This is a genomic window from Streptomyces flaveolus (genome assembly GCF_044765825.1).
Lineage (GTDB): Bacteria > Actinomycetota > Actinomycetes > Streptomycetales > Streptomycetaceae > Streptomyces > Streptomyces flaveolus.
In genome coordinates this window covers 119723-146224 of record NZ_JBIWKU010000003.1, presented here as the reverse complement: position 1 = coordinate 146224, position 26502 = coordinate 119723, and the positions used below count along the sequence as shown (strand labels likewise).

The window sequence follows — 26502 nt, the reverse complement described above, 5'->3', positions numbered from 1 at the left end:
CAACACCAGCGCGGCGCGGGACCGATGTTGTCGATGCAGCGGGCCGCGCCCCAGGCCCCCGTGCCCTCCGTGAGGAGGGACCAGAGCGGGTTGCCCCGCACCCGGTCGCCGGGGGCCTTGCGGTAGACGTGGACGGTCTCGCCCCGGCGGGCGTACCGGATGACCTGCGAGCCGCGGCTCGGCGAGATGCGCAGGGCGAGCCGGTCGGCCGTGACGCGGCCCCGGTGGTCGCCCTGCTGCTGCCGGCCGTCGCGCCCGCCCCCGTCGCCGCCGTTCTCCCCGGCAAGGTCGCCGGTGATGCTGCCGGAACCGGAGCCCCCGCCGTCCCAGTCGTCGTTCGCGACGGCGGGCGTGACGGCGAAGCCGGCGGCGAGCGTGCCGGTTCAGGGCCGCTGAGGCAGCGTCAGGATCGCCAGCGCCCCGCCGTCGGGCGGATTCGCGAACTCCAGCCGCGCGCCGAGCACCTCCGCCTGCCCCAGCGCGATCGTCAGCCCGAGCCCGTGCCCCTTCGCGCCGCTCTCGGTGCGGAACCGCTGCGGCCCGTGCGCGAGGAGGTACTCCGGATAGCCGTCCCCGTGGTCCCGCACGGTGATCACCGGCCCGTCCACGGTGAGCACCACCGGCGCCCGCCCGTGCCGGTCGGCGTTCGCGACGAGATTGCCGAGCACCCGCTCCAGCCGCCGCCGGTCGGTCTCCACCCGCGCGTCCCGTACGACGTCCACCCGCGCATCGGTGCCGGAACCCCGCACGACCCGCCGGGCCAGCGCGCCCAGCTCCTCCGGGTCCGCCTCCAGACGCTCCCGCCCGGTGTCCAGCCGGGAGATCTCCAGCAGGTCCTCGGTGAGCGTGCGCAGGGCGGCCACCCGGTCCCGCACCAGCTCGGTCGGACGGCCCGGCGGCAGCAGCTCGGCCGCCGCGTGCAGCCCGGTCAGCGGGGTGCGCAGCTCGTGCGCCACGTCCGCGGTGAACCGCTGCTCGGCGAGCAGCTTGCCCTGCAGCGACGCCGCCATGGAGTCCAGCGCGGTGGCGACCGAGGCCACCTCGTCCTGCGGGCGCGTCGGATCCTTCGTCCGGGGATCACCGACCCGCGCGTCGAGGTCGCCCGCGCTGATCCGCCGCGCCACGCGCGCCGTCGTGTGCAGCCGGCGCGTCACCCGGGTCACGGCGAACGCGCCCACCACCAGCGTCGCCCCGATCGCCAGCCCCGACGACCACACGATCGCCCGGTCCAGGCCGTCGATGGTGCGCTCGCCCTGGGAGTGGTCGACCCGCACCGCGAGGACCCGGCCGCCGTCGGCCGGGCCCGCCGCCCACATCGTGGGGCGCCCGCCGTTCTCGGCGACCATCGTCCCGCGCCGGCCGGAGGCGGCCAGCTCCCGCAGCGACCGCGGCAGCCCCGGCGGATCGACCCTCGCCCCCGGGCGCAGCGGGTCCCCGGCCTCGTACGCCGCCGTCGCCTCCCGCAGCCGGGCCAGAGCGACGTCCCGGGCCTGCCCCACGGTCTGGTCGGTCACCGAGACGTGCACCAGGACGCCGAGCAGGGCGGCGAGCGCGCAGCACATCACGGTGATGAACACGGCGGCCTTCAGGGCGAGCGGGCCGGCCCACCGCGGCAGGACGGCCCTCACCGGGTGCTCGCCGACGGAGAGGCGGACGGCGACGCGGACGGCGAGGCGGTGGGGGAGGCGGACGGCGAGGCGGTGGGGGAGGCGGTGGGGCGTTTCGCGCCCGCCGCGTCGCCGGTGCGCAGCATCTCGTCGTGGGTGAGGAGCATCGCGTTCTGGTCGGGGTCCCAGGTCCACTGGAGGCGGTACTCGTAGCCCGCCACCTCCGACGGCGACCGGACGATCAGCGACCGCCCGGCCAGCTCGACCGTGCTCACGGCGTCCTCGTAGGACATGACGCGCACGAGCCGGCCCTTCTCCACGCTGTAGACGCGCACGGCCGTCATCTTCGCGGGCAGCAGCCGGAAGCCCAGCGTCAGCTCGGCGTGCCCGTCGCCGGTCAGGTCCCGGTAGTACGGCTTGAGGACGGGGCAGCGGGCGCTCTCGCCGGCTGCGCCGCAGTCGGCCATGCGGCGGGCCGTCTCGCGGTACGGCGCCTTGTCGCCCGCGTAGTCCTTCGGGTGCGCGGCGATCTCGGCCCGTACCGCGGCCAGCGGGTCCGCACGGCGGATGTCGCCGCCCGGCACGGCGACGCCCTCGACCACCTCGTGGTCCACCTCGCCGATGTCGTAGGCCGGGGACGACGCCGGCGTCAGGTCGGGCCACAGCCGGGCGGGACTGACCGCGGTGGATGTGGGGCCCGCGCTCCGCAGCCCGCCCGTGTCACCGCAGCCCGCCACCGTCACCGAGGCCGCCGCGGTCGCCAGCAGCAGCACGCAGGCGGCGGGGACACGGGCCGGGCGCCCACGGCGGCTGGGGAGCACGGCACTCCTGGAGTTCGGTGATCGGCGAGTCGGCGATCGTCGTCGGTGGCCCCGCACCCTCGTTCGTACGGGAGTCCATTTTGCCTGCCCGGCCGCGTGCCGGGCTACTCGGCCAGTTCCTCCAGCAGCCGGGCGGTCACCAGACCGGCCCGCAGATACTCCGCGAACAGCTCGTTGTGCAGCGCCCACGGCGAGCGGCGGGTCCGGATCAGCCGCATCGCATCCTCGGCGCCGCGGCCTCGGTGCATCAGGACCTGGGCCACCACGAGTCCGGAGCGGTTGTAGCCGTGGTAGCAGCGGACCAGGACCCTGCGTCCCTCGTCCAGCGCCTCGCCCGCGGCCTGGGCCAGCCGGATCACCCCCGCGAGCTGTGTCCCGTCCAGCGGCCCGTCGGGGATCGGCCACACCTGGTGCTCGACGCCCGGGTCCGGGCCGTGACCGGGCAGCCTGAGCAGGGTCTGCACGAGGTCGAACTCGTCGCGCACCACGGCGGACTCCAGCAGTCCGCCCTGCCGCCTGAACTCGTGCCCGCCCATCCACAGTCCGGGCACGATCTCGTCCCACGGCCTCGCCGGGGCCGGTACGTCGGATCCCTTGCCACGGGTACGCAACGCGCCTCCCCATCCCGCCCGAGGACCTGCCCCGTTCCCGTTCCAAGGTAGCCCGGTCTTGCCCCACGAGCACCCTCCTGGTCCCATGGTCGTGGGGTGATGGTGCATGAGCGGACTGCGCGTCATACCGACCTGGCGGCACGGCCGGGAGCGGCTCTACGTCTGCCGCGCGGACGGCGGGAACATCGCCTGGTACGACCGTGAGGCGTCCCGGGTCAGCCTGCTGAGCGACGAGCGCGAGGACGAGGTGCTGGAGGCCCTCGGGCCCTTCCTCACCGGCCCCGTCACCGTCGGGCCGCCCCCGGTCCCCACCCCCGCCGAGCTGGCCCGGCTCTCCCTCCACCCGGACGACGACCTCGCCCCCAACCGGCCCGGCGAGGCGCTCCTGGTCGCCCTGGACCGCGACCCCGGCCCGGCGCACCGGCTGCGGCCCGACCCGCGCCGCCGGGAGCTGGCGGCCGAGCAGCTGACCGGGCAGGTCCTCGACCGGCTCGAAGGCGCCGGCTGGCACACCCTGCACTCGGTCCCGCTGCCCGGCGGGGACCGCATCCACCACCTGGTGATCGGGCCCGGCGGCCTCTTCGCCCTCCATGTGCTGCCCGCCCGCAGGCAGCGGGTCCGGATCGCCGACCCGCTGGTCACCCTGGGCCGCCGCGCGCCGTGGCCCCTGCTCGACCGGGTCCGCGCCGACGCCGACCGCGCCTCCTACGCCCTGACCGCCGAGGTCCGGCCCGTCCTGGTCCTCGCCGGCCCGGCCGGCGTGGAGGTCGCGGTCCCGCCGCGCGAGGTCCGCGTCCTCACGGCCGAGGAGCTGCCCGGCCTGGCCCGCCCGGGCGGGGTGCTCAAGCCGGCGGACGTGGAGGCCCTGCACGCGATGGCCCGGGACCGCACCGCGTGGACGCGGGTGTGACGGTCCGGCGTCGGGACGGGCCCGGGAACCGTCAGGGCAGCGGCGCCGCCCGGCGCCGGTCGAACAGCGGTGCCAGCAGGTCGCCGTAGTCCTGCACCCGCGGTCCGAGGTCCCCCGCCCGGAACACCAGCTGCTCCGCCCGCCGGCACGCGGCCACCTCCTCCCACGTCACCGGCGTGGAGACGGCCGGTTCGGTGCGGGCCCGCATCGTGTACGGCGCGGCGGTCGTCTTGCGCGCGGCATTCTGGCTCCAGTCCACGAACACCTTCCCGGGGCGCAGGCTGCGGGTCATCCGGTGCACCACCAGCCGAGGCAGGGCCCGCTCCGCCTCCACGGCCAGCGCTTTCGCGTACTCCGACACCCGCTCGGACGACGACCCGCGCACCCCGGCCAGCAGGTGCAGCCCCTTCGCGCCGGACGTCTTGGCGTACGCCTCCAGCCCGTCCGCCGCCAGCCGGTCCCGCAGCCACAGCGCGACCTCGCAGCAGTGCACCACGGTCGCGGGCGGCCCGGGGTCCAGATCGAACACCAGCCGGTCGGCCTCGCCGGGATCGTCCGCGGTCCACTGGTGCGTGTGGAACTCGGTCACCAGGTTGGCCGCCCACATCAGGCTCGCCAGGTCCTGCACCAGCACCATCCGGGCCGGCCCCTCCGACCGGGGCACCTCGGCGGTGGTGACCCAGTCGGGCGTACCCGGCGGCACGTTCTTGGTGAAGAACAGCTGGCCGTCCGGTCCGTCCGGGTACCGCAGGAAGGACACCGGGCGGTCCCGCAGGTGCGGCAGCAGCACCTCGGCGGTCGTCGCGTAGTAGTGCAGCAGCTCGCCCTTGGTGAGGCCGGTCGCCGGATACAGCACCTTCTCCAGGTTGCTGAGGGCCACCCGTCGCCCCTCCACCTCCGTGATAGGCGCCATACGATGAGAATCTCATGAAACACGGACAAACCGCCCAGCGTGGCAAGCGATCGGAAGGGTGCTGCACGTGAGGTCCATCTGGAACGGCGCCATCTCCTTCGGCCTGGTCAGCATCCCGATCAAGCTGGTGAACGCGACCGAGAGCCACGCGATCTCCTTCCGCCAGATCCACACCGAGGACGGCGGCCGGATCCGGTACCGCAAGGTCTGCGAGCTGGAGGACCGCGAGGTCACCCAGGGCGAGATCGGCAAGGCCTACGAGGACGCGGACGGCTCGATGATCCCCATCACCGACGACGACCTGTCCCACCTGCCGATCCCGACCGCGCGGACGATCGAGATCGTGGCCTTCGTGCCCGAGGAGCGCATCGACCCGCTCCAGTTGGACGCCGCGTACTACCTGGCGGCGAGCGGCGCCCCCGCCGCCAAGCCGTACACCCTGCTGCGCGAGGCACTCAAGCGCAGCAACCGGGTCGCCATCGCCAAGTACGCGCTGCGGGGCCGTGAGCGGCTGGGCATGCTGCGGGTCGTCGGCGAGGCGATCGCGATGCACGGTCTGCTGTGGCCGGACGAGGTGCGCGCCCCCGAGGGTGTCGCCCCGGACACGAACGTCACGGTCCGCGACCAGGAGCTGGACCTCGCGGACGCCCTGATGGACACGCTCGGGGAGATCGACCTGGACGACCTGCACGACGAGTACCGCGAGGCGCTGGAGGAGGTCATCGCCGCGAAGGCCGCCGGCGAGGCGCCCCCGGAGAGCCCGGAGCCGGCGCGGTCCGGCAAGGTGCTGGACCTCATGGCCGCCCTGGAGAACAGCGTGCGGGCGGCGCGCGAGTCCCGGGGCGAGGAGGGGGAGGAGGCCGAGGTCAGGACGCTGCCCAAGACGGCGGCGGCCCGCACGCCGAAGGAGACCGGCGGCAAGAAGTCCACGTCGACCGCCGCGAAGAAGACGGCGGCGAAGAAGACGGCCGCCGCCACGAAGAAGTCGACGGCCGCCGGGTCCGGGAAGAAGACGGCGGCCAAGACCACGGCGAAGAAGGGGGCGGCCAAGAGCACCGCGAAGAAGACGGCATCCCGCAGACGCAGCGCGTGACCCCACGGGAGACGGTGGCCGACCGCGGGCTTCGGGCGCGCGGGGTGCTGGGCCGGGTGATGGTTCCGGGCGTTGGTGCGGGTGCTGGGCGGGGTGGGGCGTGGGCGCCGGCACAGGTGCTGGTGCGGGCACTGGGCCGGACGCGGGCCGCGGACGCCGGCGCGCGGCGCTGAGCCGGGTGCGGGCGCGGGTTCCGGTGCGGGGCGTTGGTCGGGCGAGGACGCGGGGCGCCACCCGGGCGGTGGCGGACGCCCGGGGAACGGCCGACGGTCCGGGCTCGAAGGCCGCGGGGGTTGCGGAAGTGCCGGGTGCCGCTTGGGCGGTGGGGCGGGGGCTCAGTCGATCGTCGGGGTGGTGGCGGGGGCCGGGGGAGCGGTGGACGGTCCGGGCTTGAAGGCCGCGGGGGTCGCGGAGGTGTCGGGTGTCGCTCGGGCGGTGGGGCGGGCGCTCAGTCGATCGTCCGGGTGGTGGCGGGGGCCGGGGGAGCGGTGGAGGGTGCGGGCTTGGGGGCCGTGGGGGTTGAGGAAGTGCCGGGTGCCGCTCGGGCGGTGGCGTGGGGGCTCAGTCGATCGTCCGGGTGGTGGCGGGGGCCGGGGGAACGGCTGACGGTACGGGCGCGAAGACCGCGGGGGTCGCGGAGGTGCCGGGTGCCAGGGAGGCGGCGGTGGGGAGGGCCGTTTCCTCCAGGCGTCGGCCGATGGTGTCGCCGGGTCCGCGGGCGGGGGTGCCGGGGCCGGTGGACAGCTGCGACCACGCCGTGAGCGCGAGGGCCACCGCGGCGGCCGTGCCGACCACCCTTCCGGCCCGCCGGAGCCGGGCACGGCCGTCCAGCTCACGCCACGCCGGACCGGCCCACGGCTCCTGCGGACACCAGAGGTCACCGACCGCGTCCACCCCCTCCCCGCCCGGCGACGCACCCGACCCCGGGCGCACCGCTCCGGGGCGGGGGCGCGGACGCGGGTACGCACCCGGGCGCAGGTCCGGCGAGGGATGCGCGTCCGAGCCGGGGAGCGCGCCGGTCCCCAAGAACGTGTCGGCGTCCCCACCCGGGCGTGGCTCCGGCGGCGCCGGATGCGCGTCCCCGGAGCCGGTCCCCGGGCCCGCCCCCAGGCGCCCGTCCCGCGCAGGGCCCGTGGCCGGGGGTCGGGGGCGGTGGCCCTGGGACCGCTCGCGGGCGGACGGTTCTCTCGGGGCGGTGGCGCGGATGGCCTCCTCACTGTCCGCGAGGAACTTGCGCCAGACCTCCGCGGGCACGGACGGCGTACCGTCCTGCTCCTCCGGTGTGGCGCCGCCGTCCGGTCCTGATGCCGTCATGTTCCCCCTCTTCCCGATCCCGTCGCGTACGCCTCCGCCCCGCCCCGCCTCGCGGAACGACGCCTCGCCGCCGTCCACGGCCACCCCCATGAACGCGCACGGACGCCGGGCCGTTCCCGGGCGCCACCGCGCGTACCCGGCCATGATCGCGGCACCCGGGACTCGGCCGGCGGGAAGCGGGCGGTGACGGCGTGGTGGCGGTCGCCGTGGAGCACGTCATCGCGCGGCGCCGCGCGGAGGTCGCCGCCGTCGGCGAACGGCTCGCGCCCCCGCAGCGGGCGGCATTCGTCGAGGGGCTCACCGCCTTCAGGGAGGCGGGCGGTGAGCCCCTCGCCCCGTCACCGGACGACTCCGCGCCGCATCCGCCGGTCCGGGCGGCGGACGTCACGGCGCCCCCCGGCGCCTGATTCCCCCCGCCGTTCCCGCGGCGCGGTCAGGGAGCCGCCGGTGACGGCGTCGGCGTCGGCGCGGCCGTGTTCACATTCAGGTCGGGGCGCGGCCTGAGCACCAGCACCCGCTCCCCCGGCTGCGGCGGGGGCGGGGTGACCTTCTCCTTCGGCAGCTTCGCCGGGCCGGTCTGCTGGAAGGTGACCTGGTCGTACTCGACCAGTCCGGTCTTCTCCAGGACCGTGATGTGGTCCAGCACGGTGTCGTTGGCCAGGTCGGCCAACTGCCGCACGAGCGTGTTCTTGGTGGTGGCCCGGATCTTGGCGATGGCCGGGAAGATCTGACCGTGGGTCACACGCATGATGTTGACCGCCGAGGAGTCGAACTCCCTGCCGCTCTTGGCGTCGACGGTCGCCACGAAGCCCTGCTGCTGCGGGGAGGCCAGGTTGGGCAGGGTGATGCCCAGCTCGGGGGCGATCTCGCGGCACATCGCGTCGAGGCCGGCGTGCCCGACGACCAGGTGCTCGCCGGCCGTCCTCATCTCCTTGGTCGTGCCGCGCCGCATGGCCATCTCGCCCAGCGGGTACTCCCACAGCCCGGCGGCGCGGACCTTGACGACGAAGTCGCGGTCGGCCTCGGTGAGCGGCCCGTACTTCGTACTCGCGACGACGCGGTCCTGATTGCCGTCGGGCTTGTCCAGGCCGAGCAGGGCCGGGAAAGCCAGCGCGGTGAGGGTCAGGGTCATCGCACCGAACAGGACGACGACTCCGATCCTGCTGCGGGACGGCCGCATGATGCCTCCAGGGCGACGCGTGGGACTCGTACGCCAGGAGGTACGCAAACGGCGCGCGGATCGATCACCGCTCCGGCACAAAACTTGGACCGGCCCCGCCCCCGTCCCGCTCAGCCGAGATTCGCCCCGTACACCCGGTCGACGGTGATCGTGACCAGCACCCGGCGGTCGGACACCATGACCGCCCGGTACTCGTCCCAGTCCGGGTGCTCCCCGGCGGCCGCCCGGTAGTACTCCACGAGCGCCTCGACCTCCGGGCCGTGCGGGTCGGTGCCCGGCCCGGTCAGGGTGACTGTGCCCTCGGCGGTGGCCCAGGACCTGCCGTCCGGGGCGGTCACCTCCAGCGCGGCCCGCGGGTCCCGGCGCAGGTTGGCGGTCTTGGCCAGGCCCTCGCGGGTCGAGACGCGGATGACGCCGGCCTCGGGGTCGTAGGACGGGGAGACGGGGGACAGCTGCGGGCGGCCGTCCGCCTTGATCGTCGCGAGCACGCCGAGCCGGCTCGCCGTCAGCAGGGAGCGCGGGTCGAAGGAGGGTGTGGTGGTCATGGAGGGATCATCACCCCTCGCCCCGCCCGCTGTCCCGCGAACCGCCCGCCGGCGGGGCAGGTCGTTGTCAGGGAACCGAGGGCCCGCCGACGTAGCCGCCGTCGCGGTCGTAGGGCCAGGCGTTGGCGACGCAGCCCTTGAGGCCCTTGATCTGCTGCATCATCGCGGGTGCGGGGCGGCCGGGGCCGGGGCAGGTCTCGTGGCCGTGGCCGATGCGGTGGCCGACCTCGTGGTTGACGATCAGCGCCCGGTACTCGCCGATCGGGCCGTCGAACTCCGGTGAACCGAGCACCCAGCGCTTGAGGTTGACCACGACATCCGTGCCGACGCTGCAGTTCACCTCGCCCCGGGTCCGCAGGCCCGCGGCGCCGCAGATCTCGTCGACGGTGCCGGGCGTGGCGATTTTCACCACGAAGTCGTACGAGCCCGAGCCGACGAGCCGGAACGAGTCGGTGCCGCCGCGGGTCCAGCCGCGGCGGTCGGCGAGCACCTCGGAGACCTCGGCCGCCGCCTCGCTCGGCCGGATGTCGATGCCCTCCTCGACGAGCACCTTGTAGCGCCGGACGCGGCTGCCGGTGCCCACGGTCGTGCCGTCGGCCTGCGCCGTGATGAAGGTGCCGGGACCGGTCGCGGGAATGGCGACGGCGGCGGGGGACGCGGACGGAGAGGCGGAGGCGCTGCCGCTCGGGGTCGCGGACGGCGGCGCGTCCGTGGCGTCGGGGCCGGCCGGCCGCTCGGCGGCCTCCAGCACGTCGGCCGTGTCGGCCGCCTGATCGTCCGTCACCGCGAGCCGGGCGTCGCGCCAGTAGGCGCCGGCGGCACCGGCGCAGAGCAGCACGGCGCCGAAGGCGGCACCGGCCAGGGCCACGCGGACCGGACGTCGTCGCCGCCGCTGTGCGTGGGTGCGGGATCTCGGCCCGTCACCCCCCGACGCCGTTCTCCGGTGGGGGCGGCGGGCGGTGGATCGGCCCACGACGTGCGTCCTCTCTCCTGGTCGGCGGGGCGCGCGGCGGACCGTGGTCCGGCCGCCGTGCGGATCCGGCACGGCACGGGGTGCCGGGCGGTGACAGGTGTGCGGCGCGCTCCCGTGGCACACCTGTGCGCTTCTGCCCCCACGAAGATCAAAGCGGAAGGGTGTGCGAAACCCTCACAGGCCCTCATGTGGGGCTTCTCACCCGGGAGTTGACTCCCTCGGTGCAACCCTCGGCCGCCCTCGACGGTCCGCGCGGGCCTCGCGCCCTGACGGCGGCCGGTACGCGCGTCGGGGCCGCCCGCGGAGGGCGGGCGGCCCCGACGCTGCGGGCGGCGGACCGGCGTCAGCCGGCGGTGCTCCGGTCCCAGGTGTAGAAGCAGCGCGCCATCGCGTCCTTGGGACTGCGCCAGGTCGCCGGGTCGTACGCCGACACGTACGGCTCGAGCCGCTCGCTGACCTGCCGGAACTCCGGATGCCCGGTCAGCCTGCCGATGGCGGGAGCCGGGTCGTCGTCGCTCTCGATGAGGTGCAGGTACACACCGTCACCGAACTCGAAGAGACGGCGCCGGTTGACGCCCACCAGATGGGGCAGCTCGCCGCGGTCGGACTCGGCGAACACCTTCGCGATGTCCGGTGCCGCGCCCGGAGCCATCCGGGCGACGATCAGAGTGTGGTGCATGGGGAGGTGCCCTTCGTCGGTGCCGGTCGGCACTGTGGTTCGACGGGATCAGTCGGCGAGCACCGCGGCGGTCCGCCGCTCGCCCGCGGCCTGCTCGATCCGGTCCCGGATCAGTTCCATCTGCGTACGGGAGTTCCGGTTGATGTGGTCCGTCATCCCCGCGTCGTCGACGGGCGCCTCCGGCTTCATCGCGAAGTCCTGGACCCAGCGCATCCGGGTCCCCTCCGCGGTCTCGGTGTACTCCCAGACGATGTTCATGTACTGGAAGGGACCGGTCTCCACCCGGTGGGCGCGGACGGTGCGCGTCACGGGGTCGGCGACGCGCTCGGACACCCAGCTCCACACCCGCCCCTCCTCGTCCGGGTGCATGGTGAGCCGGAAGGTGACCCGGTCGCCGTCGCGTTCCAGGACGTCCACGGAGGCGTACTCGCTGAACAGCCGGGGCCAGTTCTCGATGTCGTTGGTCATGTCCCAGACCAGCGGCATCGGAGCGGCGATGGTGATCTCGTTGTCGGTGTGCCCTGCCATGTCACACTCCCGTCTTCAGGGCGCCGTTGATCAGCGCGAGGAAATCCGCGGGCGTCTTGCAGCGCTCGGCCTGCTCCGGCAGGCCCAGCCCGTACCGCTTCTCCAACTCGGCCACGATGCCCAGCAGGCCGAGGGAGTCCAGGCCGAACGTGTCGAAAGTGGCGTCGGCCTGCTGCTGGAGGGTGACCGGGTCGACGTGCACACCGGCGGTGCGCTTCATGAGCGCCGACAGTTCCTCGACGGTCACCTGGTAGTCCACTTGGTCGGTCATGTGGAGGTGCTCCTTCACTCGGATCGGCGCCCACCGGGAGGCGGCGCCCGCTCGGGATGGTGATGGCTCGGGAGGGGGCGGGACGGGTCCGTGCGGTGCTCAGGCGGTGGGCGCGCCCTGGCGCAGGACCAGCGCGGAGTTGCAGCCCATGAGCCCCCGGCCGAGGACCAGGGCCGTGCGCGACTCGGCGGGACGGGCCCGGCCGGCCACCAGGTCCAGGTCGTGGCAGACGTCGTACACGTTCGGCGTGGGCGGGATCAGCCCGTGCTCCATGGCGAGCACCGCGGTCGCCACGTCCAGCACCGGCGCCGCGCAGTACGCCCGCCCGGTCCCGGTCTTGGGCGCGGTGACCGGCACCCGCCGTGCGTGCGGCCCGAGGGCGTCGGCGAGCGCGAGGGCCTCGGCCCGGTCCGCCTCCGGCACCCCGAGGGCGTCCGCGAACACCACGTCCACCTCCTCGGGCCGGCAGCCGGCCTCCGCCAGCGCGCCCTCGATCGCCCGCGCCAGCCCGGCCCGCGACTGCTCCCAGCGGGAGGCGCCGGTGAAGGTCGCCGCGTGCCCGGCCACCGTCGCCCGCGTGTCGGCCCCGCGCTCGCGCGCCGCGCCCTCCTCCTCCAGCAGGAGCATCGCCCCGCCCTCGGCCGGCGCGAAACCGCAGGCCGCCTGCGTGAACGGGCGGTAGGCGCGGTCCGCCTCGGTGGCCCGGCTCAGCTCGGGGTAACCGAGCTGGCAGACGATCGAGTACGGGGCGAGCGGCGCCTCCGTCGCGCCGCACACCACCGTGTCGGTACCGTTCCGCACGGCCAGCGCCGCGTGCGCCAGGGCGTCCAGACCGCCCGCCTCGTCGGCGGCGACGACACCGCACGGGCCCTTGAAGTCGTTGCTGATGGAGATCTGGCCGGTGCTGGCCGCGTAGAACCAGGCGATCGACTGGTACGGGCCGACGTACCGCGACCCCTGGCCCCACAGGTTCTGCAGCTCCCGCTGCCCGAACTCGCCGCCGCCCGAACCGGCCGCGGTGACCACGCCCACCGAGTACGGCGACTCGACGTCGGCCCGGCCGAACCGCGCGTCGCTGAGCGCGAGCTGCGCGGCGGTCATCGCGAAGTGCGTGAACCGGTCGGTCTGGACGAGATACCGCTCCTCGGTCAGTTCCGACGGGTCGAAGCCGCGCACCTCGCCCGCCACCCGCAGCGGCAGGTTCTCGCAGCCCTCCCGGGTGACGGGCCCGAGGCTGCTGGTGCCGTCCGCGACGGCCTTCCAGTGCGCCTCCGCCCCGATGCCGTGCGGGGACACCACACCGAGGCCGGTGACGACCGCCCGCCGGGGCCGTTGTCGTCCGCTCATCGCGGCCCTCCTTCCGTGCCGGAACCAGAACCGGAACCGCTGAGTACGACGGCGGACTGGAACCCGCCGAAGCCACTGCCCACCGACAGCACGTGCCGAAGCGAACGCTCCCGGGCCTCGCGCGGCACGTAGTCCAGGTCGCACTCGGGGTCGGGGGTCGTGTAGTTGGCCGTGGGCGGCACCACCTGGTGGTGCATCGCCAGCACGCACGCGGCCAGCTCGATCGAGCCGATCGCGCCGAGCGAGTGCCCCACCATGGACTTGATCGAGCTCATCGGCGTCTTGTAGGCGTGATCACCCAGCGACCGTTTGACGGCGGCGGTCTCGTGCCGGTCGTTCTGCTGGGTGCCGGAACCGTGCGCGTTGACGTAGTCGACCGAGGAGCCGTCCAGCCGGGCCATGGCGAGCGCCGTGTCGATGGCCCGCGCCATCTCCAGGCCCTCCTTGGTGAGCCCGGTCATGTGGTACGCGTTGCCGAAGGTCGCGTAGCCGGAGATCTCGCAGTACACGTCCGCGCCGCGGGCCCGGGCGTGCTCCAGGTCCTCCAGGACCAGCACGGCCGCGCCCTCGCCCATGACGAAACCGTTGCGGTCGGCGTCGAAGGGCCGGGAGGCGTGCGCCGGGTCGTCGTTGTTCGGCGAGGTCGCCTTGATGGCGTCGAAGCAGGCCATGGTGATCGGCGAGATCGGCGAGTCCGCCGCGCCCGCCAGGCACACGTCGACACGTCCCTCGGCGACGGCGTGGTAGGCGTACCCCACCGCGTCCAGGCCGGACGTGCACCCGGTGGACACGGTCTGCACCGGCCCGTGCACGCCGAACTCCTCGGCCACGGCCGACGCGAGCGTCGCCGGGGTGAAGGCCCGCTCCAGATGCGGCTCGGCCCGCCGCTCGTCCACGTCCCAGCGCGAGCCGCGCTCGCTGACCAGGACGTAGTCGTGCTCCAGCCGGGTCGTGCCGCCGACCGCGGTGCCCAGCGTGGCACCGGCCCGCCACGGGTCCAGCCGGCCGAGGTCGAGCTCCGCGTCGCGCACCGCCTCGGCGGCGGCGACGAGCGCGAACTGCACGTACCGGTCGCACCGCTGCACGGTGGCGAGATCCAGCCCCAGCGCGGCGGGATCGAAGTCGCACTCGGCGGCGATCTGGGAACGCAGGCCGGCCGGATCGAAGAGGGAGATGCGCCGCGTCGCCGTACGGCCGTCGGACAGCAGCCCCCAGAACTGGGGTACGCCGATCCCGCCGGGAGCGACGACGCCTATGCCCGTGACGGCGACCCGTCGCCGCGTCATGACACCGCCTCGGCCGCGGCGGCGGGACGCTCGTGCCCGGCGCACCCCGCGTGGCCCTCGTGCGGCAGGGCGTTGCCCTCCGCGTCCTCCGTGTCGACGTGGCCGAGCTCCGGCCGCGGGGCCAGCGGCCCCAGGTGGAAGACGATCCGCGCCTCGACGCCGCCGACGTTGCGGAAGCGGTGGCGCACGTTCTGCGGGATCAGCACTCCCTGCCCGACGGAGAGCGAGTGCGGCGCCCCGTCCAGGTCCACCTCGAGCGTGCCGTCGGTGACGTACACGAACTCCTCGGAGTACGGGTGGTAGTGCTCGGCGATGCGGTCGCCGGGCTGCACGATGGCCACGCCCATGAAACCGCTGGTCGACCCGGCGGTGGTGGGGGTGAGAAGGGCGCGGAGGTCTCCGCCGCGGCGCGTGTTGGGCGCGATGTCGCCGAGGGAGACGATGCGTACCTGCTGGTCTGTCATGTCGGTCACTCCGGAAGGACGGAAGGCGGTGGGGGAGGACGGCGCGCGGCCCGGCCGGCGGGCCGCGCGCCGACGGGTCAGGAAGGGAGCGAACGCCGGTCGGTCAGCGGCGTCATGCGGGCCCGCGCGAGCAGCCGCGACAGGGTGCCGGCGTCCGTCAGGGGCCCGTCGATGCCGACGGAGGCGATGTCCAGCAGCCGCTCGGCCACCGCGACACCGGCCGCGTCGGCGGACCCGGCGCGGTCGTGCAGCCCCAGGACGAACGCGGGCGCCTCGTCCGGGTCACCGGCCACGTCGACCAGCCGTACGACGAGGTCGTCGCGGTGGAAGACGGTGGCGGCGAGGACCGGACCGTCCGGCGTGTACACGGCGGACGCGTCCTGCCGGGCCAGCAGCCGGGCGAGTTCCGGCCCCGCACCGGCCCGGACCGGATACAGCAGCGCACACCGCTGCGGACGCGCCTCGGCCCCGGTCGCGGACGCCACGTGGTGGACGGCCGGCATCGCGGCCAGGGTGAAGAACCGGCGGGCGGAGTGCGGATCGTTCAGGTCGCGGTCCTGCTCCAGGTACGGGTTGAGGGCCTCCTCGACGGCCCGGACCCCGGGCTGCCGGGCGACGTGACGCAGCGCGGCCTGCAGATCGCCCTTCACCTCCACGGCCCGCACGATCCGGTTGCCGTGCATGAAGAGCGAGGTGCGCAGCAGCCGGGTGGCCTCGTCGACCTGGGCCTCGGGGGACGCGTAGTTGGACAGCAGCTCGGCGACCTTGGCCTCGCTGCCGGGCCGCACGGTGAAGGTCAGGGCGTGCCGGACGACGTTGCCCCCCACGCGGGGAGCGGCCCGCAGCTCCTCGCCGGCCGCTGCGGACGGTGCGGCGCCGTCGGCCGCGGTCTCCCGCAGCACGCTGTAGCGCAGGGAGCGGGTGTCACGGACGCAGTCCTGCAGGGGCTCGACGGTCGCCAGGTGCTCGTCGCTGTTGACCCACGCCAGGAAGGGCGCCGCGCTCTCCCATTCGCTGGTGAGCAGCCACTGCGTCGGGTTCTCCAGGGACTGGCACAGCTGGTCGCTGACATGTCCCGGTACGGCCGCGACCCGGTGGCGGATGCGCTCGTAGGCGTTGAGGAACTCCTGCTGCATGCCGTCGTGGATGTCCAGCATCAGCACGACCCGTACGCGCGAGCCGTCGAACGCGGATATCGAGACGCCACCCGCGTCCGCGGACACGGCGGCCGTCGCCCCGGCACCCATGGCTGCGGCATTCGTCGATCCGGTATCCGACGACACGACGGGAGAGACCGTCATCCGGCCCACCTCTTCTCGGGGGAACTTCCTCGTGGACTGGGGGAGTACGACCGTCGCTGCCCGCGCCGTGTGCGGCGGGGTGCGCCGGTCGCGTAAGCACGATCGTGTGCCGTGCCCCCGGGGACCGCGAACCAGACGGGTTAAGCGGGTGAAGCCTGAGCCGCCGCGGGCGTCACGGGGCATGCATGAAGGCCCGGCCCCTGCATGTCCCGGGACCTGCCACTCGACGACGGCCCGACCGGGCCCGACGCAATGGAGGACGAGCGATGAACGAAAGAGCCGATCGACCGGGACCCGGGGTCCACCGCGTCCCGGTGCTGATCGTCGGAGGGTCCCTGGTCGGCCTGTCGACCTCGGTTTTCCTGGGTCGGCTCGGCGTCCGGCACACGCTGGTGGAGCGCCACGCCGGCACCTCCATCCACCCCCGGGGACGCGGCAACAACGTCCGCACGATGGAGCTCTTCCGGGTGTCGGGCACCGAGCCGCACATCCGGCGGGCCGCCGCCACGCTGGCCGACAACCACGGCATCCTCCAGACGCCGACACTGGTCGGCGACGCGGGGGAGTGGCTGTTCAAGCAGATCGACCCCGGCAACGGACTCGCCCGGTTCAGCCCCAGCGGGTGGTGCCTGTGCAGCCAGAACGACCTCGAGCCCGAACTGCTCGCCCACGCCCGCGAACTCGGCGGCGAACTGCGCTTCGGCACGCAACTGCTGTCGTTCGACACGGACGCCGAGGGGGTCACCGCGGTCGTCGAGAACCGGGAGACCGGCGAGCACACCACGATCCGCGCGGACTACCTGGTGGCCGCCGACGGTCCCCGCAGCCCCGTCCGCGAGCAGCTCGGCATCGGTCAAAGCGGTCCCGGCGACCTCTTCCACAACATCAGCATCACCTTCCGCTCCCGCCGGCTCGCCGACGTCGTCGGCGACCGCCGCTTCATCGTCTGCTACCTCACGGCTGAGGACGCGGACGGCGCCCTGCTCCCGGTGGACAACCGCGTGAACTGGGTCTTCCACGCCCCCTGGCACCCGGAGAACGGCGAGACGGTGGAGGACTTCACCGACGAGCGCGTCGCCGCCCACATCCGCCGCGCGGTCGGCGACCCGGACCTCGACATCGAGATCACCGGCAAGGCCCCCTGGCACGCCGCCCAGCGCGTCGCCCGCAGCTACCGCTCGGGCCGCGTCCTGCTGGCCGGCGACTCGGCCCACGAGATGTCCCCCACCGGCGCGTTCGGCTCCAACACCGGCATCCAGGACGCCCACAACCTCGCCTGGAAACTGGCCGCCGTCCTCGACGGCTGGGCCGGTGACGGCCTCCTCGACACCTACGACGCCGAACGCCGCCCGGTCGCGGAGGCCACCAGCGCCCGCGCCGCCGCCCGCTCCGCCGAGCACAGCCACCCGGGCTTCGCCCCGCCCCCGGCAGCCGGAGGCGGCGGCGGACCGCAGCGCGGCATCCTCAACGTCGCCCTCGGCTACCGCTACCCCCAGGGCGCGGTCGTCGGCGCGGACCCGGCGACGCCGGTGGTCCCGGACGCGCTCTCGCTGACGGGCGAACCCGGAAGCAGGGCCCCGCACCTGTGGCTGCGCCGCGGCGACGACCGCGTCTCCACCCTCGACCTCTACGAACGCACCCTCGTCCTGCTCAGCGACGCGACGGAGGCCAGCGGCTGGCACGAGGCGGCGACGCGGCTGGCCCACGAGATGCGGGTCCCGCTGACGCCGTACCGGGTGGGCAAGTCCCCCGACGCCGAACTGCTGCCCGAGGACGACGACACCGACTGGGCGAAGTCCCACGGCGTGACGCGCGGCGGGGCGGTCCTGGTGCGCCCGGACGGCTTCGTGGCGTGGCGCGCCCCCGGACCGGCGCCGGACCCCGCGGCGATGCTGCGTCAGGTGCTGACGTCGGTCCTGTCCCTGGCCTGACACTCCGGGCCCCGCTTGGCCAGACCCGAGCGGCATGGTTCACGCCAACGGGTGAATCCCTGAATGGGCGTCCGGTCCGCCCCCGCCGGGTGCGCTGTGCTGAGTCCGCTGAGACACAGCGCGCGTCACCGGGCAGGGGGAACGGAACACATGGACATGGTCGTCCTGGGCGCCTGGCTGCTGACCGCGGCCCTGGGCGCCTACCTCGCCACCGTCTGGATCCGCCACGGCGGCCTGCGCCAGCGCACGCCCGGCGTGACGCGGCTGCCGCTGTGGCTGGTGGTCGGTCACGTGGTGCTCGCCGTCAGCGGCCTGGCCGCCTGGGCCGTCTACCTCCTGGGCGGACTCCGGGGCACGGCGTGGGCGGCCTGCGCCGCGGTCCTCGTCGTGGCCGCCCTCGGCTTCATGATGCTGCTGCGCTGGCTGCCCAGCTCCGGCCGCCACTCGCAGGCCACGGGCACGGCGGAACGTCACTTCCCGCTGACCGGGGTGGTCGCGCACGGCATGAGCGCGGGCGCGACCGTGCTCCTGGTCGTCCTGGTGGTGATCCGCCAGGTCTGAGGGGCGGCGCCGCGGCGCGGTCAGTGGCCGCGCAGCCGGGCGAGCGTGGCGTCGAGGTCGGCGGGCCGGGGCCGGTTGTGGGGGAGCCTGGCCAGCACGGCCGCCATGCCGCAGGTGTCGGTGAGGGCGGAGAAGACCAGTCCGCCCGCGATGCCCGCGGACAGCAACTGGAAGGCCGGATGCACCAGCACGCCGAGCAGGAGGCCCAGCAGCACGATGAGCCCGGCGGTGAGGCGGACCTGCCGTTCCATGCCCCAGGTGGCCTTCGCGGTCCCCGCGGGCCGGGCGAGTTCGTGCCCCTGCGCGGCCCACGCGCCGGTGCCACCGACGAGGGTCGCGGCGTGGACGCCGTGCTCGGCGAGGACGCGGCAGGCGTTCGCTGAGCGGTTGCCGGAGGCGCAGACGACGAGCACGTCCCCGCGCTCGGCGGCGGCCCGGACGGCGGGCAGGGCATGCCGGAGCCGGTCCAGCGGCACGTTGAGGGCGCCGGGCAGGTGACCGCCGGCGTACTCGCCCGGGGTGCGGACGTCGATGACGGTGAGTTCGTGCAGGCGGGAGTGGGCCTGGCGGGGGTCGAGGGTGGCGGGGGTGGTCATGGGACGAGGTCCTTCCTGTGGACGTCGGGTTGTGCTGTGGTCGCCGTTCACGGGACGAGCGCGTCGGCGAGCATGAAGAGTGCCACCGCGAGGAGCACGTAGGCGAAAAGGGTCTGCAGCGTCCGGCCCCTGACCTTCCCGGCCAGGCGTTTGCCGTCCCAGGCGCCGAGCACGGCGGCCGCGGTGAAGGGGCCGACGACGGCCCAGTCCAGGTGCATCCCGGTGCCCGCCCGTGCGCCGAGCGCGGCCAGCGAGTTGACCGTGATGACGAGGAGGCTCGTACCGACGGCCCGGCGCATGGCCAGACCCAGCACGCCCACCAGCGCCGGCACGGCGAGGAAGCCGCCGCCCACACCCAGAAACCCGGTCACCGCGCCGAGCCCGGCACCGACGGCACCGGCCTTCGCGGGGCGGACGGGGGGACCGGGGCGGCCGGACGGGTCGGTGGCCGGGGAGCGCAGCATCCGCGCCGCCGCCAGCGCGGCGACGACCGAGAAGGCCACGACCAGCGCCGTCGCCGGCACCCGGTCGGCCAGCACTCCGGCGAGCATCGCGGGCACGACGCCCGCGGCGGCGAACAGGAGCCCGGTGCGCCAGGCGACGTTGCCGTCCCGGGCGTGCCCGCTCAGTGCGGTGGCGGAGGTGAGGGTGACGATCACGAGGCCGGCCGTCGTCGCGTCGGCCGGGCCGAAGTGGAGCAGGTAGATCAGGGCGGGTACGGCGAGGACGCTGCCGCCCCCGCCGAGACCCCCCAGGGCCAGGCCGGCGACGGCACCGGCGACGAGCGCGGCGATCAGAGCGGTCATGCTCAGCGGTCGGCGCGGTCGGCGCGGTCGGCGCGGTCGCTCCGGTGGCCCGGGTCGTCCGGGTCACCGGGGCCGGTCACCGTCAGCCCGGCCGCGTCGGCGGCGTCGAAACCGTCGTCGACGGCCACGACGTCCCGTCCGGCGGCGTGGAGCAGCGACGCGGCGATCGCGGCCCGCATGCCGCCCGCGCAGTGCACCCACACCGTGCCCGCCGGCACCTCGCCCAGCCGCTTGTGCAGCTCGTGGACCGGAATGTGCACGGAGCCCGCTATGTGCCCGGCGGCCCGCTCGGAGTTCCGCCGTACGTCGAGGACGACCACCCCGTCCGTGCCGCGCTCGGCCAGTCCGGCGAACGTCGACCTCGGGAACGACACCGGCGACCCGCCCTCGGGCACCCACGCCTCGGGCGCCCCGGTCGCGGCGCCCGCGGGCCGGTCGATACCCACCCGGACCAGCTCCCGCTGGGCGGCGGCCACCTGCTCCGGGGACTCGGCGAGCAGCGTGACGGGCTTGCCCCACGGGATCATCCAGGCCAGGTACGTGGCGAGCTTGCCGTCCGCCTCGAAGTTGTACGACCCGGCGACATGCCCCTCGGCGAAGGCCACGCGGCTGCGCAGGTCCACGACCCACTCACCGGCCGCCAGCCGGGCGGCGATCTCCTCGGCGTCGGCGACGGCCGGCGGGGTCAGGTCGACCGGGGCGGGGCCGCCGGCGTTGGCCGGGCTCATGTGGGTGTAGTACGCGGGCACGTCGTCCAGCCCGGCCAGCAGCCGGGCCACGAAGGAGTCGACGTCCTCGGTCAGCGCGGCGTTGACGGCCTTCTCCCGGCCGATCGTGGTGGCGTCCCCCTCGGCCTGCGCGGAGGAACAGAAGCTTCCGAAGCCGTGCGTCGGGAGGACGGACGTCTCGTCCGGCAGCTCCGCGGCCAGCCGGTGCGCGGAGGCGTGCTGGGCCCGGGCCAGTTCCGCGGTCAGCCGCGGCTCCACCAGGTCCGGACGCCCCACGGTGCCGATCAGCAGCGAGCCCCCGGTGAACGCCGCCACCGGCACGCCGTCCTCCCGCAGCACGTACGAGGTGTGGTGCGGGGTGTGGCCCGGGGTGGCCACCGCCCGCAGCTCCAGCCCGGCGTCGACGTCGACCGTGTCGCCGTCCGCCACCGGCACCCGCGAGAACGAGACGCCGGCCCCGGCCGGCACCAGGTACACGGCGCCCGTCACCCGGGCCAGCTCCAGACCGCCGCTCACGTAGTCGTTGTGGAGGTGTGTCTCCACCACGTGCGAGATCCGCACCCCGCGCCGGGCGGCCACCGCCAGGACCTGGTCGATGTCACGCGGCGGATCCACCACGACCGCGCTCCGCGCGCCGCCGGCCAGGTAGGAACGGTTGCCGAGCCCCTCCAGTTCGAGGGTGTCGACGAAGAACATCGGAAACTCCTTCACAGACGATTACCCCCCGGGGTATCCACCGTAACACGGGTACCCCGGGGGGTATTTTCACGCTTGACCTGAACCAAACTTGAGCTTCTAGGTTCGTTCCAGAGCCGCAGGAACCGACCCGCGGTGGCTTTCCGAGGAGGTTCACCATGACCGAGGACTCAGCCCCCACCGAGATCCCCGACCGCTACCGCTACGCCGTGATCCCGCACATCATGGTCGACGACGCCGCCGCGGCGATCGACTTCTACGAGCGGGCGTTCGGCGCCCGCGAGGCCTTCAGGATCGACGCTCCGGGCGGCGGGGTCCTGCACGCCGAGATCACCGTCGGACGGTCGGCCCTGATGCTCGGCGACGCGGGCGAGGCCGGCGCGGAGACCGCCGGCTTCGCCGCGCCGGCCTCGCTGGGCGGCGGCACCTCCGTCATGCTGCACGTCTTCGTGCCGGACGTCGACGGCCTCGCGCGCCGCGCGGAGGCCGCCGGCGCGGAGATCCTCCAGCCGCCGACGGACATGTTCCACGGCGACCGCACGGTCATCCTCAAGGACCCGTCGGGTCACAGGTGGGTCTTCCTGACCCACCTGGAGGACCTCTCGGAAGAGCAGCTTCTGAGCCGCCTGCCCACCGCCGGCTGACCGACGCGAGGGGTCGTGTTGTCAGTCCCCTCTGCCATCATCCCGCCATGCTGAACGACGCCCCGGCGACCCGCCCCAGCGGCCACGACTCGCCCCCGACGAGCCCCGCCGCCCGGCTGATGCGCGCGCTGACCGACCCGTCGTTCACCGGCGAGGACGGGCGCCACGACCTGTCACAGGTCACCGACGAGGAGCTCGGCAGCCTGTTCGTCGCGGCCTACCGGGTGGACGCCTCGGCCACACCCGCAAGGCGGGCGGCAGCCTTCACGATCGGGGCCGCGGTCAGGGAACGGCAGCCGCGCTACACGCCCGCCGCGTGCCGCCGGCTGTTCGAACTGCTCGTCGAGGAGTGCGAGGAGCACGGCTGGGCCGACCTCACCCTGGGCCTGGACGCACTGCAACACTGCACGGGCCCGCTGCCCGACGTGTCCGAACCGGCCCGCGCCCTCGTCGGGTTGTGGCTGGCCAAGGACTCCGTACGCCAGCCGTACGCGCTGCTCGCGGTCGCGTCCCTCGCCGGCGACGAGACACTGAGCACGGCCGTGGAGCGGCTCTCCCGCGACGTGGGCCCCGTCATCGCCGACGAAACAGCCGTCATCGCCGGGCTCCCTCCGGCCGAACAGGCGGTGCTCTCCGAGATCGACCGGGAGCACCGATTCGTCCCGCCGCACGCCCACGCGTGGCACAGATCGGCCGAGAACCCGGCGTACGTGGCGTTCACCCGCCGCGCGCTGGAAGCGGCCGCCGACCGCACCGACGCCATCCGGGCCGGCGAGATCCCGTACCGGGCGGACAAGGCGTTCACCGACCGGGAGGTCACCTCCCTCGGCCAGGCCCTGCGGGTCGCGCTGCTGCGCGACGAACCCTGGCTGCCGGAGCTGTTCGACCGGCTGCTGCCCGGCATCGCACTCGCCCCCACGGCGGCGAGGACACTCCCGTCACAGGCCCTCCTGTACGAAGTGGTCCGCGCCGCCCAGGACTACCCGACACCCGAGCTGGTCACCGCGATCCGCACCGTGCGCCGTGCCGTCCGGCACGCCGGCGTGCCCAAGCAACTGGACAAGATGCTCAAGAAGGCGGACGCGGCCCTGGCCGAACGCACCGACGTGGCACTACGGCTGCCCAGGCTCGACTTCGACGGCGACGGCGTCCTGCGCCGGACGGCCGGCGACTACCGGGCGCTCGTCACGGTCACCGACACCGCCACGCTGACCTGGGAGAAGGACGGCCGCCCGCTGCGCACCGTCCCGGCACCGGTCCGCCGCGACCACCCCGCCCTGGTCAAGGAACTCCGCGACCTGGTGAAGCGGCTCAACGCCCAACTGGCCACCCTCCTGCGGGCCCTGGAGGGCGGTTTCACCGTCGACGCCGTCCACCCGTACGGCCGGTGGCGCACCGAGCTGGCCGGCCACCCCCTCGCCCGGACCCTCGTAGGCCGGCTGATCTGGGAGATCGAGGTCGCGCCCGACGAGTGGCGGGCCGTACTCCCCGAGACGGACGAGGCCCTCCCCGACGCCCCCGACGACGCCTCCGTACGGCTCTGGCACCCGCTCCGCTCCGACCCCGACGCCGTAGGGGCCTGGCGGGACCTGCTCACCGAACGGCGCGTACGGCAGCCCTTCAAGCAGGCGTTCCGCGAGATCTACGTCCTCACCCCGGCCGAGGAACAGACCGGCGTCTACTCCAACCGCTTCGCCGCCCACCTCGTCCACTACCGCAAGTTGTTCGCCCTGTTCCGCGCCCGGGGATGGAAGAGCCGCATGATCGGCCCCTGGGACGACGGGGACGGCGACGAGGCCGAGCGCACCCTGGCGGCGGGGGAGTGGCGGGTCCGCTTCCACCACACCTGGTCCGACTCCGCCGGCGACGACGACCTGGCCACGACCGACCAGGTGCGCTTCGACCACCGGCAGGAGGGCACCTGGCGCGAGACACCGCTGGCCGACGTGCCCCCGCTGGTGTTCAGCGAGGCCATGCGCGACGTGGACCTCTTCGTCGGCGTGACCTCGATCGCCACCGACCCCGACTGGACCGACGGTGGCGCCCGGCGCGCCTACTGGGAGCGGACCGCGTTCGGCGAGCTGACCGAGAGCGCCCTGGCACGCCGCGACGTACTGGAACGGCTCCTGCCCCGCCTGAAGATCGCCGACCGCTGCACACTCGACGGCCGCTTCCTGCGCGTCCGAGGCGACCGGCGCGCGTACAAGATCCACCTCTTCTCGGCCAACGTCCTGATGGAGCCGGACGACAGCTACCTGTGCGTCGTCGCGGCCCGACGCGCGACGGACCGCACGGTCTTCCTGCCCTTCGACGACGAACGGCTCGCCCTGATCCTCAGCAAGGCGTTCCTGCTGGCCGCCGACACCGACATCACCGACGAGACCATCCTCCGCCAGATAGAACGAGGTGCCTGATGGCCACCGTGACCTTCCGGGACGAGACGCCGACGGGCAAGCAGCTCACAGAGCGGAAGCTGACCGGCCTGCCCGACCGGATGACGGTACGGGAGCTGATCGCCCTCCGAGTCCGCGAGGAGACCACCCGCCACAACACCCACCCCGTCGACGCGGCCCGCCGGACGAAGGCAGCCGAACACGCCTTCCTGACCAACGGCTTCTTCGTCCTGTCCGGCGACCGCCAACTCGAGTCCCTCGACGAGACGGTGGACCTGACTCCGGCCCCCACCCTGATCTTCATCAAGCTGGTCGCCCTGGTCGGCGGCTGAGACGGTCGTACAGTGGCCCGGGGCAACAGGCCAGCCGCACGGGGGAATTGAGCAAGTATGCGATCAGCCGGACCGACCCGGACACTCATCACCGCCATGCTCTGTGCCGCAGCCGTCCTGCTCCTCGGCGCGTGCGGGAGCGAGGTGGCCGACCGGGGGGACGGAACGTCACCGTCGCGGACGACGGCGGAACCGATCCCATGGACGACGATGCAGCCGTCCGAGGTCACCGGAGTCCGTCTCGGCGAGGACCACCGCACCCTGCTCCTCGATGCCCAGGTGCCCAGCGGCCCGCACCCGTGCGTGCGCGAGCTGAAGGCGGTCCTCACCGACCCGCTCTCGGACCTCGCACGGGTACAGGTCACCTTCACCTCGCCGTCGGGGGACAGGGCGTCCGGATGCACCGAGGAGAGCACGGCCACCGCACGGGTGACGCTGCCGGAACCACTGGGCGACCGGGACGTGATCGTCGACAACTACACCCGCTTCACCGCCCACGGCGCCACCCCACCCGCGCTGCGCCTGTGCGGAGAGCTGGGCTGCACCCCACCGGCCACGGGCTGCACCGCGCCCTCCTACGAACAGGCGCTGAAGGCGGTCGACGCCCCCATGCACACGTACCGGAACGCGGAACACTGCGACGGCAAGTGGCTCGTCCTGGACTTCTCCTGGCGCACGGGACCGATCTGCGGCGACACGACGAACCCCGCGTGCACGTCCCGCCTGGGCGACCGCTGGTTCTACCGCGCGGAGAAGACGGGATGGGACCCGTTCTTCCGCACCGCGACAGGAGGCTGTGAGGCCGTACAGCAGAGGGAGCCCGCGTTCCCCACCTGGCTGTGCGCGTCACTGCCCCCGCTGTCCCGCAGCGGAACGGAGTGACAGGACGTTGCGATGCCGACCGCGCCGGTGATTGGGTGACGCGGTGCAACAGCCGCCTCCACAGCCCCAGTACGGCCAATACGGCCCGTACGCACCGTCCACCCCGTACTACGCCCAGCCGACGCCCCATCCCGTCGTGCCGCCGGCGGAACTGTCCGGCCTGTGGGAGCCACAACCACCGCGTTCGAAGGCCGGACGACGGCTGCGCTTCGTCCTGACGGTGCTGTACTTCCCGTTCCACGTGATGCTGTGGCTGATCATCATGGCGTTCGTCGTGGTCTACGGCCTGGTGATGGAATTCGTCTGCGGCATCCTCCCCTTCCTCGAACGCCCGGTGCTGAAGGTGCTGGACCGGACGATCGGCTACTTCCCCGCACGGCCACGCTGGTGGACCTCATGGGGCGAGCTGCAACGCGAGGACGACCCGGCCTTCCACCGGGAGCGCATAGAGAAGCACCTCCGCAAACAGAAGCCCAAACAGCGCACGACGCTCATCAGAACCCACAAACACCGCTGCGTCGGAGCCCGCACCCTCCTGGAAATCGCGGTCCCCCACGGCTGGACCCTCAGCGACGGCGCACCCGCCCGCCTCCGCGAGGGCATCGAACTGTCCCGAACGACACGCTGACGGCCGGTGACCAGGGAAAACCAGCCGGTCACTGTGTGATCTCGCAGCACAGCCCTGGCCAGCCCTTTCACTGTCGAGAACCAGGGTGCCGCCGGGGATGGCAGGGGAACGCGATGATCGACTCAGAAACTTCCCGGAACCTATTGACTCCGCAGATTGCCTGCCTAACCTGATTAATAAGCCACAAAACCGGAAGAGCCATGAAGTCGATGAGGACGTCTAGTCGGCGGAGTGACTTGGACAGGATGTGGTCCAGGCCCCCGGCAAGCCGGCGCGATACCGGAGCGACAGTGACGACTGAAGCCCCAGGACACGTGCAGCACTACCGGGGACTGTTTTTTGCCCCCACGGCCTTCGCGGCACGGTCGGGTCGCGGAAAGATCCCGTCCACGCCGCGCCCGCGGACCCCGACGCACGCCCACCCGGACTGACTCACGCCTGCACATACGCGAAGACCCCGGC

General features: G+C 73.9%; 28 protein-coding genes. 10 read left to right on the top strand and 18 right to left on the bottom strand.

Translation table 11 applies throughout. The annotated features are described in order from the left end of the window. Positions 1–383 precede the first annotated feature (383 nt). From ACIRG6_RS10170 to ACIRG6_RS10160, 3 genes are all read right to left on the bottom strand, one after another. Positions 384–1628: an ATP-binding protein gene (locus ACIRG6_RS10170; RefSeq protein ID WP_403321997.1), complete on the bottom strand. Its 1245-nt coding sequence runs from the start codon at positions 1626–1628 to the stop codon at positions 384–386. Continuing rightward, the gene (locus ACIRG6_RS10165) at positions 1625–2428 is read right to left on the bottom strand and encodes a hypothetical protein (RefSeq protein ID WP_403321995.1); all 804 of its coding nucleotides are present in this window, start codon (positions 2426–2428) and stop codon (positions 1625–1627) included. Before ACIRG6_RS10165 ends, ACIRG6_RS10170 begins: the two co-directional genes overlap by 4 nt. Before the next feature lie 104 nt (positions 2429–2532). Continuing rightward, complete coding sequence (locus ACIRG6_RS10160) at positions 2533–3039, bottom strand: protein-tyrosine phosphatase family protein (RefSeq protein WP_350719241.1); 507 nt, start codon at positions 3037–3039, stop codon at positions 2533–2535. 106 nt (positions 3040–3145) lie between these two features. Here ACIRG6_RS10160 and ACIRG6_RS10155 point away from each other — a divergent pair, with 106 nt between their 5' ends. Continuing rightward, on the top strand, positions 3146–3949 hold the full coding sequence (locus ACIRG6_RS10155; RefSeq protein ID WP_364675689.1) for a nuclease-related domain-containing protein: 804 nt from the start codon (positions 3146–3148) through the stop codon (positions 3947–3949). A gap of 31 nt (positions 3950–3980) precedes the next feature. Here the strand turns inward: ACIRG6_RS10155 and ligD are convergent, their stop codons facing one another. Continuing rightward, the gene (ligD, locus tag ACIRG6_RS10150; protein ID WP_318214416.1) at positions 3981–4862 is read right to left on the bottom strand and encodes a non-homologous end-joining DNA ligase; all 882 of its coding nucleotides are present in this window, start codon (positions 4860–4862) and stop codon (positions 3981–3983) included. 67 nt (positions 4863–4929) lie between these two features. Here ligD and ku point away from each other — a divergent pair, with 67 nt between their 5' ends. Continuing rightward, positions 4930–5955: a non-homologous end joining protein Ku gene (ku, locus tag ACIRG6_RS10145; protein ID WP_364675685.1), complete on the top strand. Its 1026-nt coding sequence runs from the start codon at positions 4930–4932 to the stop codon at positions 5953–5955. 561 nt (positions 5956–6516) lie between these two features. On the opposite strand, the gene ACIRG6_RS37730 is transcribed toward ku, so the two are convergent. Continuing rightward, positions 6517–7269: a hypothetical protein gene (locus tag ACIRG6_RS37730; protein WP_450152403.1), complete on the bottom strand. Its 753-nt coding sequence runs from the start codon at positions 7267–7269 to the stop codon at positions 6517–6519. A 191-nt stretch (positions 7270–7460) separates the two neighbouring features. Here ACIRG6_RS37730 and ACIRG6_RS10135 point away from each other — a divergent pair, with 191 nt between their 5' ends. Next, positions 7461–7676, top strand: a complete 216-nt coding sequence (locus ACIRG6_RS10135; protein ID WP_403321991.1) for a hypothetical protein — start codon at positions 7461–7463, stop codon at positions 7674–7676. A 26-nt stretch (positions 7677–7702) separates the two neighbouring features. On the opposite strand, the gene ACIRG6_RS10130 is transcribed toward ACIRG6_RS10135, so the two are convergent. The 10 genes from ACIRG6_RS10130 to ACIRG6_RS10085 all read right to left on the bottom strand — a co-directional run bounded on the left by ACIRG6_RS10130 (position 7703) and on the right by ACIRG6_RS10085 (position 15843). Further along, complete coding sequence (locus ACIRG6_RS10130; RefSeq protein WP_318214419.1) at positions 7703–8449, bottom strand: DUF4142 domain-containing protein; 747 nt, start codon at positions 8447–8449, stop codon at positions 7703–7705. A 110-nt stretch (positions 8450–8559) separates the two neighbouring features. Continuing rightward, positions 8560–8994 (bottom strand): PPOX class F420-dependent oxidoreductase, encoded by a 435-nt coding sequence (locus tag ACIRG6_RS10125; RefSeq protein WP_403321988.1) that lies wholly within the window; start codon positions 8992–8994, stop codon positions 8560–8562. A 67-nt stretch (positions 8995–9061) separates the two neighbouring features. Beyond that, positions 9062–9967: a DUF3152 domain-containing protein gene (locus ACIRG6_RS10120; protein WP_403321986.1), complete on the bottom strand. Its 906-nt coding sequence runs from the start codon at positions 9965–9967 to the stop codon at positions 9062–9064. A 343-nt stretch (positions 9968–10310) separates the two neighbouring features. Continuing rightward, entirely contained in the window at positions 10311–10646 is a 336-nt protein-coding gene (locus tag ACIRG6_RS10115) for a TcmI family type II polyketide cyclase (RefSeq protein WP_318214422.1), read from the bottom strand. Positions 10647–10694: 48 nt separating this feature from the next. After that, positions 10695–11174 carry an SRPBCC family protein gene (locus ACIRG6_RS10110; protein ID WP_350719250.1) on the bottom strand — a complete coding sequence of 160 codons (480 nt, stop codon included), beginning with the start codon at positions 11172–11174 and terminating at the stop codon, positions 10695–10697. A gap of 1 nt (position 11175) precedes the next feature. Next, on the bottom strand, positions 11176–11445 hold the full coding sequence (locus ACIRG6_RS10105; RefSeq protein ID WP_239762684.1) for an acyl carrier protein: 270 nt from the start codon (positions 11443–11445) through the stop codon (positions 11176–11178). Positions 11446–11544: 99 nt separating this feature from the next. Next, on the bottom strand, positions 11545–12792 hold the full coding sequence (locus ACIRG6_RS10100) for a ketosynthase chain-length factor (protein WP_403321982.1): 1248 nt from the start codon (positions 12790–12792) through the stop codon (positions 11545–11547). Beyond that, entirely contained in the window at positions 12789–14078 is a 1290-nt protein-coding gene (locus ACIRG6_RS10095; protein WP_364675676.1) for a beta-ketoacyl-[acyl-carrier-protein] synthase family protein, read from the bottom strand. Before ACIRG6_RS10095 ends, ACIRG6_RS10100 begins: the two co-directional genes overlap by 4 nt. Then, the gene (locus tag ACIRG6_RS10090) at positions 14075–14542 is read right to left on the bottom strand and encodes a cupin domain-containing protein (protein ID WP_239762690.1); all 468 of its coding nucleotides are present in this window, start codon (positions 14540–14542) and stop codon (positions 14075–14077) included. The genes ACIRG6_RS10095 and ACIRG6_RS10090 overlap by 4 nt, the downstream gene beginning before the upstream one ends. Before the next feature lie 77 nt (positions 14543–14619). Further along, positions 14620–15843: a SchA/CurD-like domain-containing protein gene (locus tag ACIRG6_RS10085; protein WP_318214427.1), complete on the bottom strand. Its 1224-nt coding sequence runs from the start codon at positions 15841–15843 to the stop codon at positions 14620–14622. Positions 15844–16109: 266 nt separating this feature from the next. On the opposite strand from ACIRG6_RS10085, the gene ACIRG6_RS10080 reads away from it, so the two are divergent. Further along, a complete protein-coding gene (locus ACIRG6_RS10080; protein ID WP_364682101.1) occupies positions 16110–17774 on the top strand; it encodes an FAD-dependent oxidoreductase in 1665 nt (554 codons plus the stop codon). A 150-nt stretch (positions 17775–17924) separates the two neighbouring features. Further along, the gene (locus tag ACIRG6_RS10075) at positions 17925–18335 is read left to right on the top strand and encodes a hypothetical protein (RefSeq protein ID WP_364682099.1); all 411 of its coding nucleotides are present in this window, start codon (positions 17925–17927) and stop codon (positions 18333–18335) included. A gap of 20 nt (positions 18336–18355) precedes the next feature. Here ACIRG6_RS10075 and ACIRG6_RS10070 read toward each other — a convergent pair whose 3' ends face one another. From ACIRG6_RS10070 to ACIRG6_RS10060, 3 genes are read right to left on the bottom strand one after another with little or no spacing between them, the layout of a single operon-like run. After that, positions 18356–18931, bottom strand: coding sequence for a rhodanese-like domain-containing protein (locus tag ACIRG6_RS10070; RefSeq protein ID WP_364682097.1), 576 nt, complete (start codon positions 18929–18931; stop codon positions 18356–18358). Between the two features lie 47 nt (positions 18932–18978). Next, entirely contained in the window at positions 18979–19737 is a 759-nt protein-coding gene (locus tag ACIRG6_RS10065) for a sulfite exporter TauE/SafE family protein (protein ID WP_403321976.1), read from the bottom strand. Between the two features lie 2 nt (positions 19738–19739). Further along, positions 19740–21161, bottom strand: coding sequence for a rhodanese-like domain-containing protein (locus ACIRG6_RS10060; protein ID WP_403321974.1), 1422 nt, complete (start codon positions 21159–21161; stop codon positions 19740–19742). Positions 21162–21319: 158 nt separating this feature from the next. Here ACIRG6_RS10060 and ACIRG6_RS10055 point away from each other — a divergent pair, with 158 nt between their 5' ends. The 5 genes from ACIRG6_RS10055 to ACIRG6_RS10035 all read left to right on the top strand — a co-directional run bounded on the left by ACIRG6_RS10055 (position 21320) and on the right by ACIRG6_RS10035 (position 26040). Further along, positions 21320–21805 carry a VOC family protein gene (locus ACIRG6_RS10055; protein ID WP_364820318.1) on the top strand — a complete coding sequence of 162 codons (486 nt, stop codon included), beginning with the start codon at positions 21320–21322 and terminating at the stop codon, positions 21803–21805. Between the two features lie 47 nt (positions 21806–21852). Then, the gene (locus tag ACIRG6_RS10050) at positions 21853–24219 is read left to right on the top strand and encodes a DUF4132 domain-containing protein (protein WP_364682089.1); all 2367 of its coding nucleotides are present in this window, start codon (positions 21853–21855) and stop codon (positions 24217–24219) included. Next, the gene (locus tag ACIRG6_RS10045; protein WP_364682087.1) at positions 24219–24530 is read left to right on the top strand and encodes a hypothetical protein; all 312 of its coding nucleotides are present in this window, start codon (positions 24219–24221) and stop codon (positions 24528–24530) included. Before ACIRG6_RS10050 ends, ACIRG6_RS10045 begins: the two co-directional genes overlap by 1 nt. A 96-nt stretch (positions 24531–24626) precedes the next feature. After that, positions 24627–25412, top strand: coding sequence for a hypothetical protein (locus ACIRG6_RS10040; protein WP_403321971.1), 786 nt, complete (start codon positions 24627–24629; stop codon positions 25410–25412). 43 nt (positions 25413–25455) lie between these two features. Further along, a complete protein-coding gene (locus tag ACIRG6_RS10035; RefSeq protein ID WP_403321968.1) occupies positions 25456–26040 on the top strand; it encodes a hypothetical protein in 585 nt (194 codons plus the stop codon). Positions 26041–26502 lie beyond the last annotated feature (462 nt).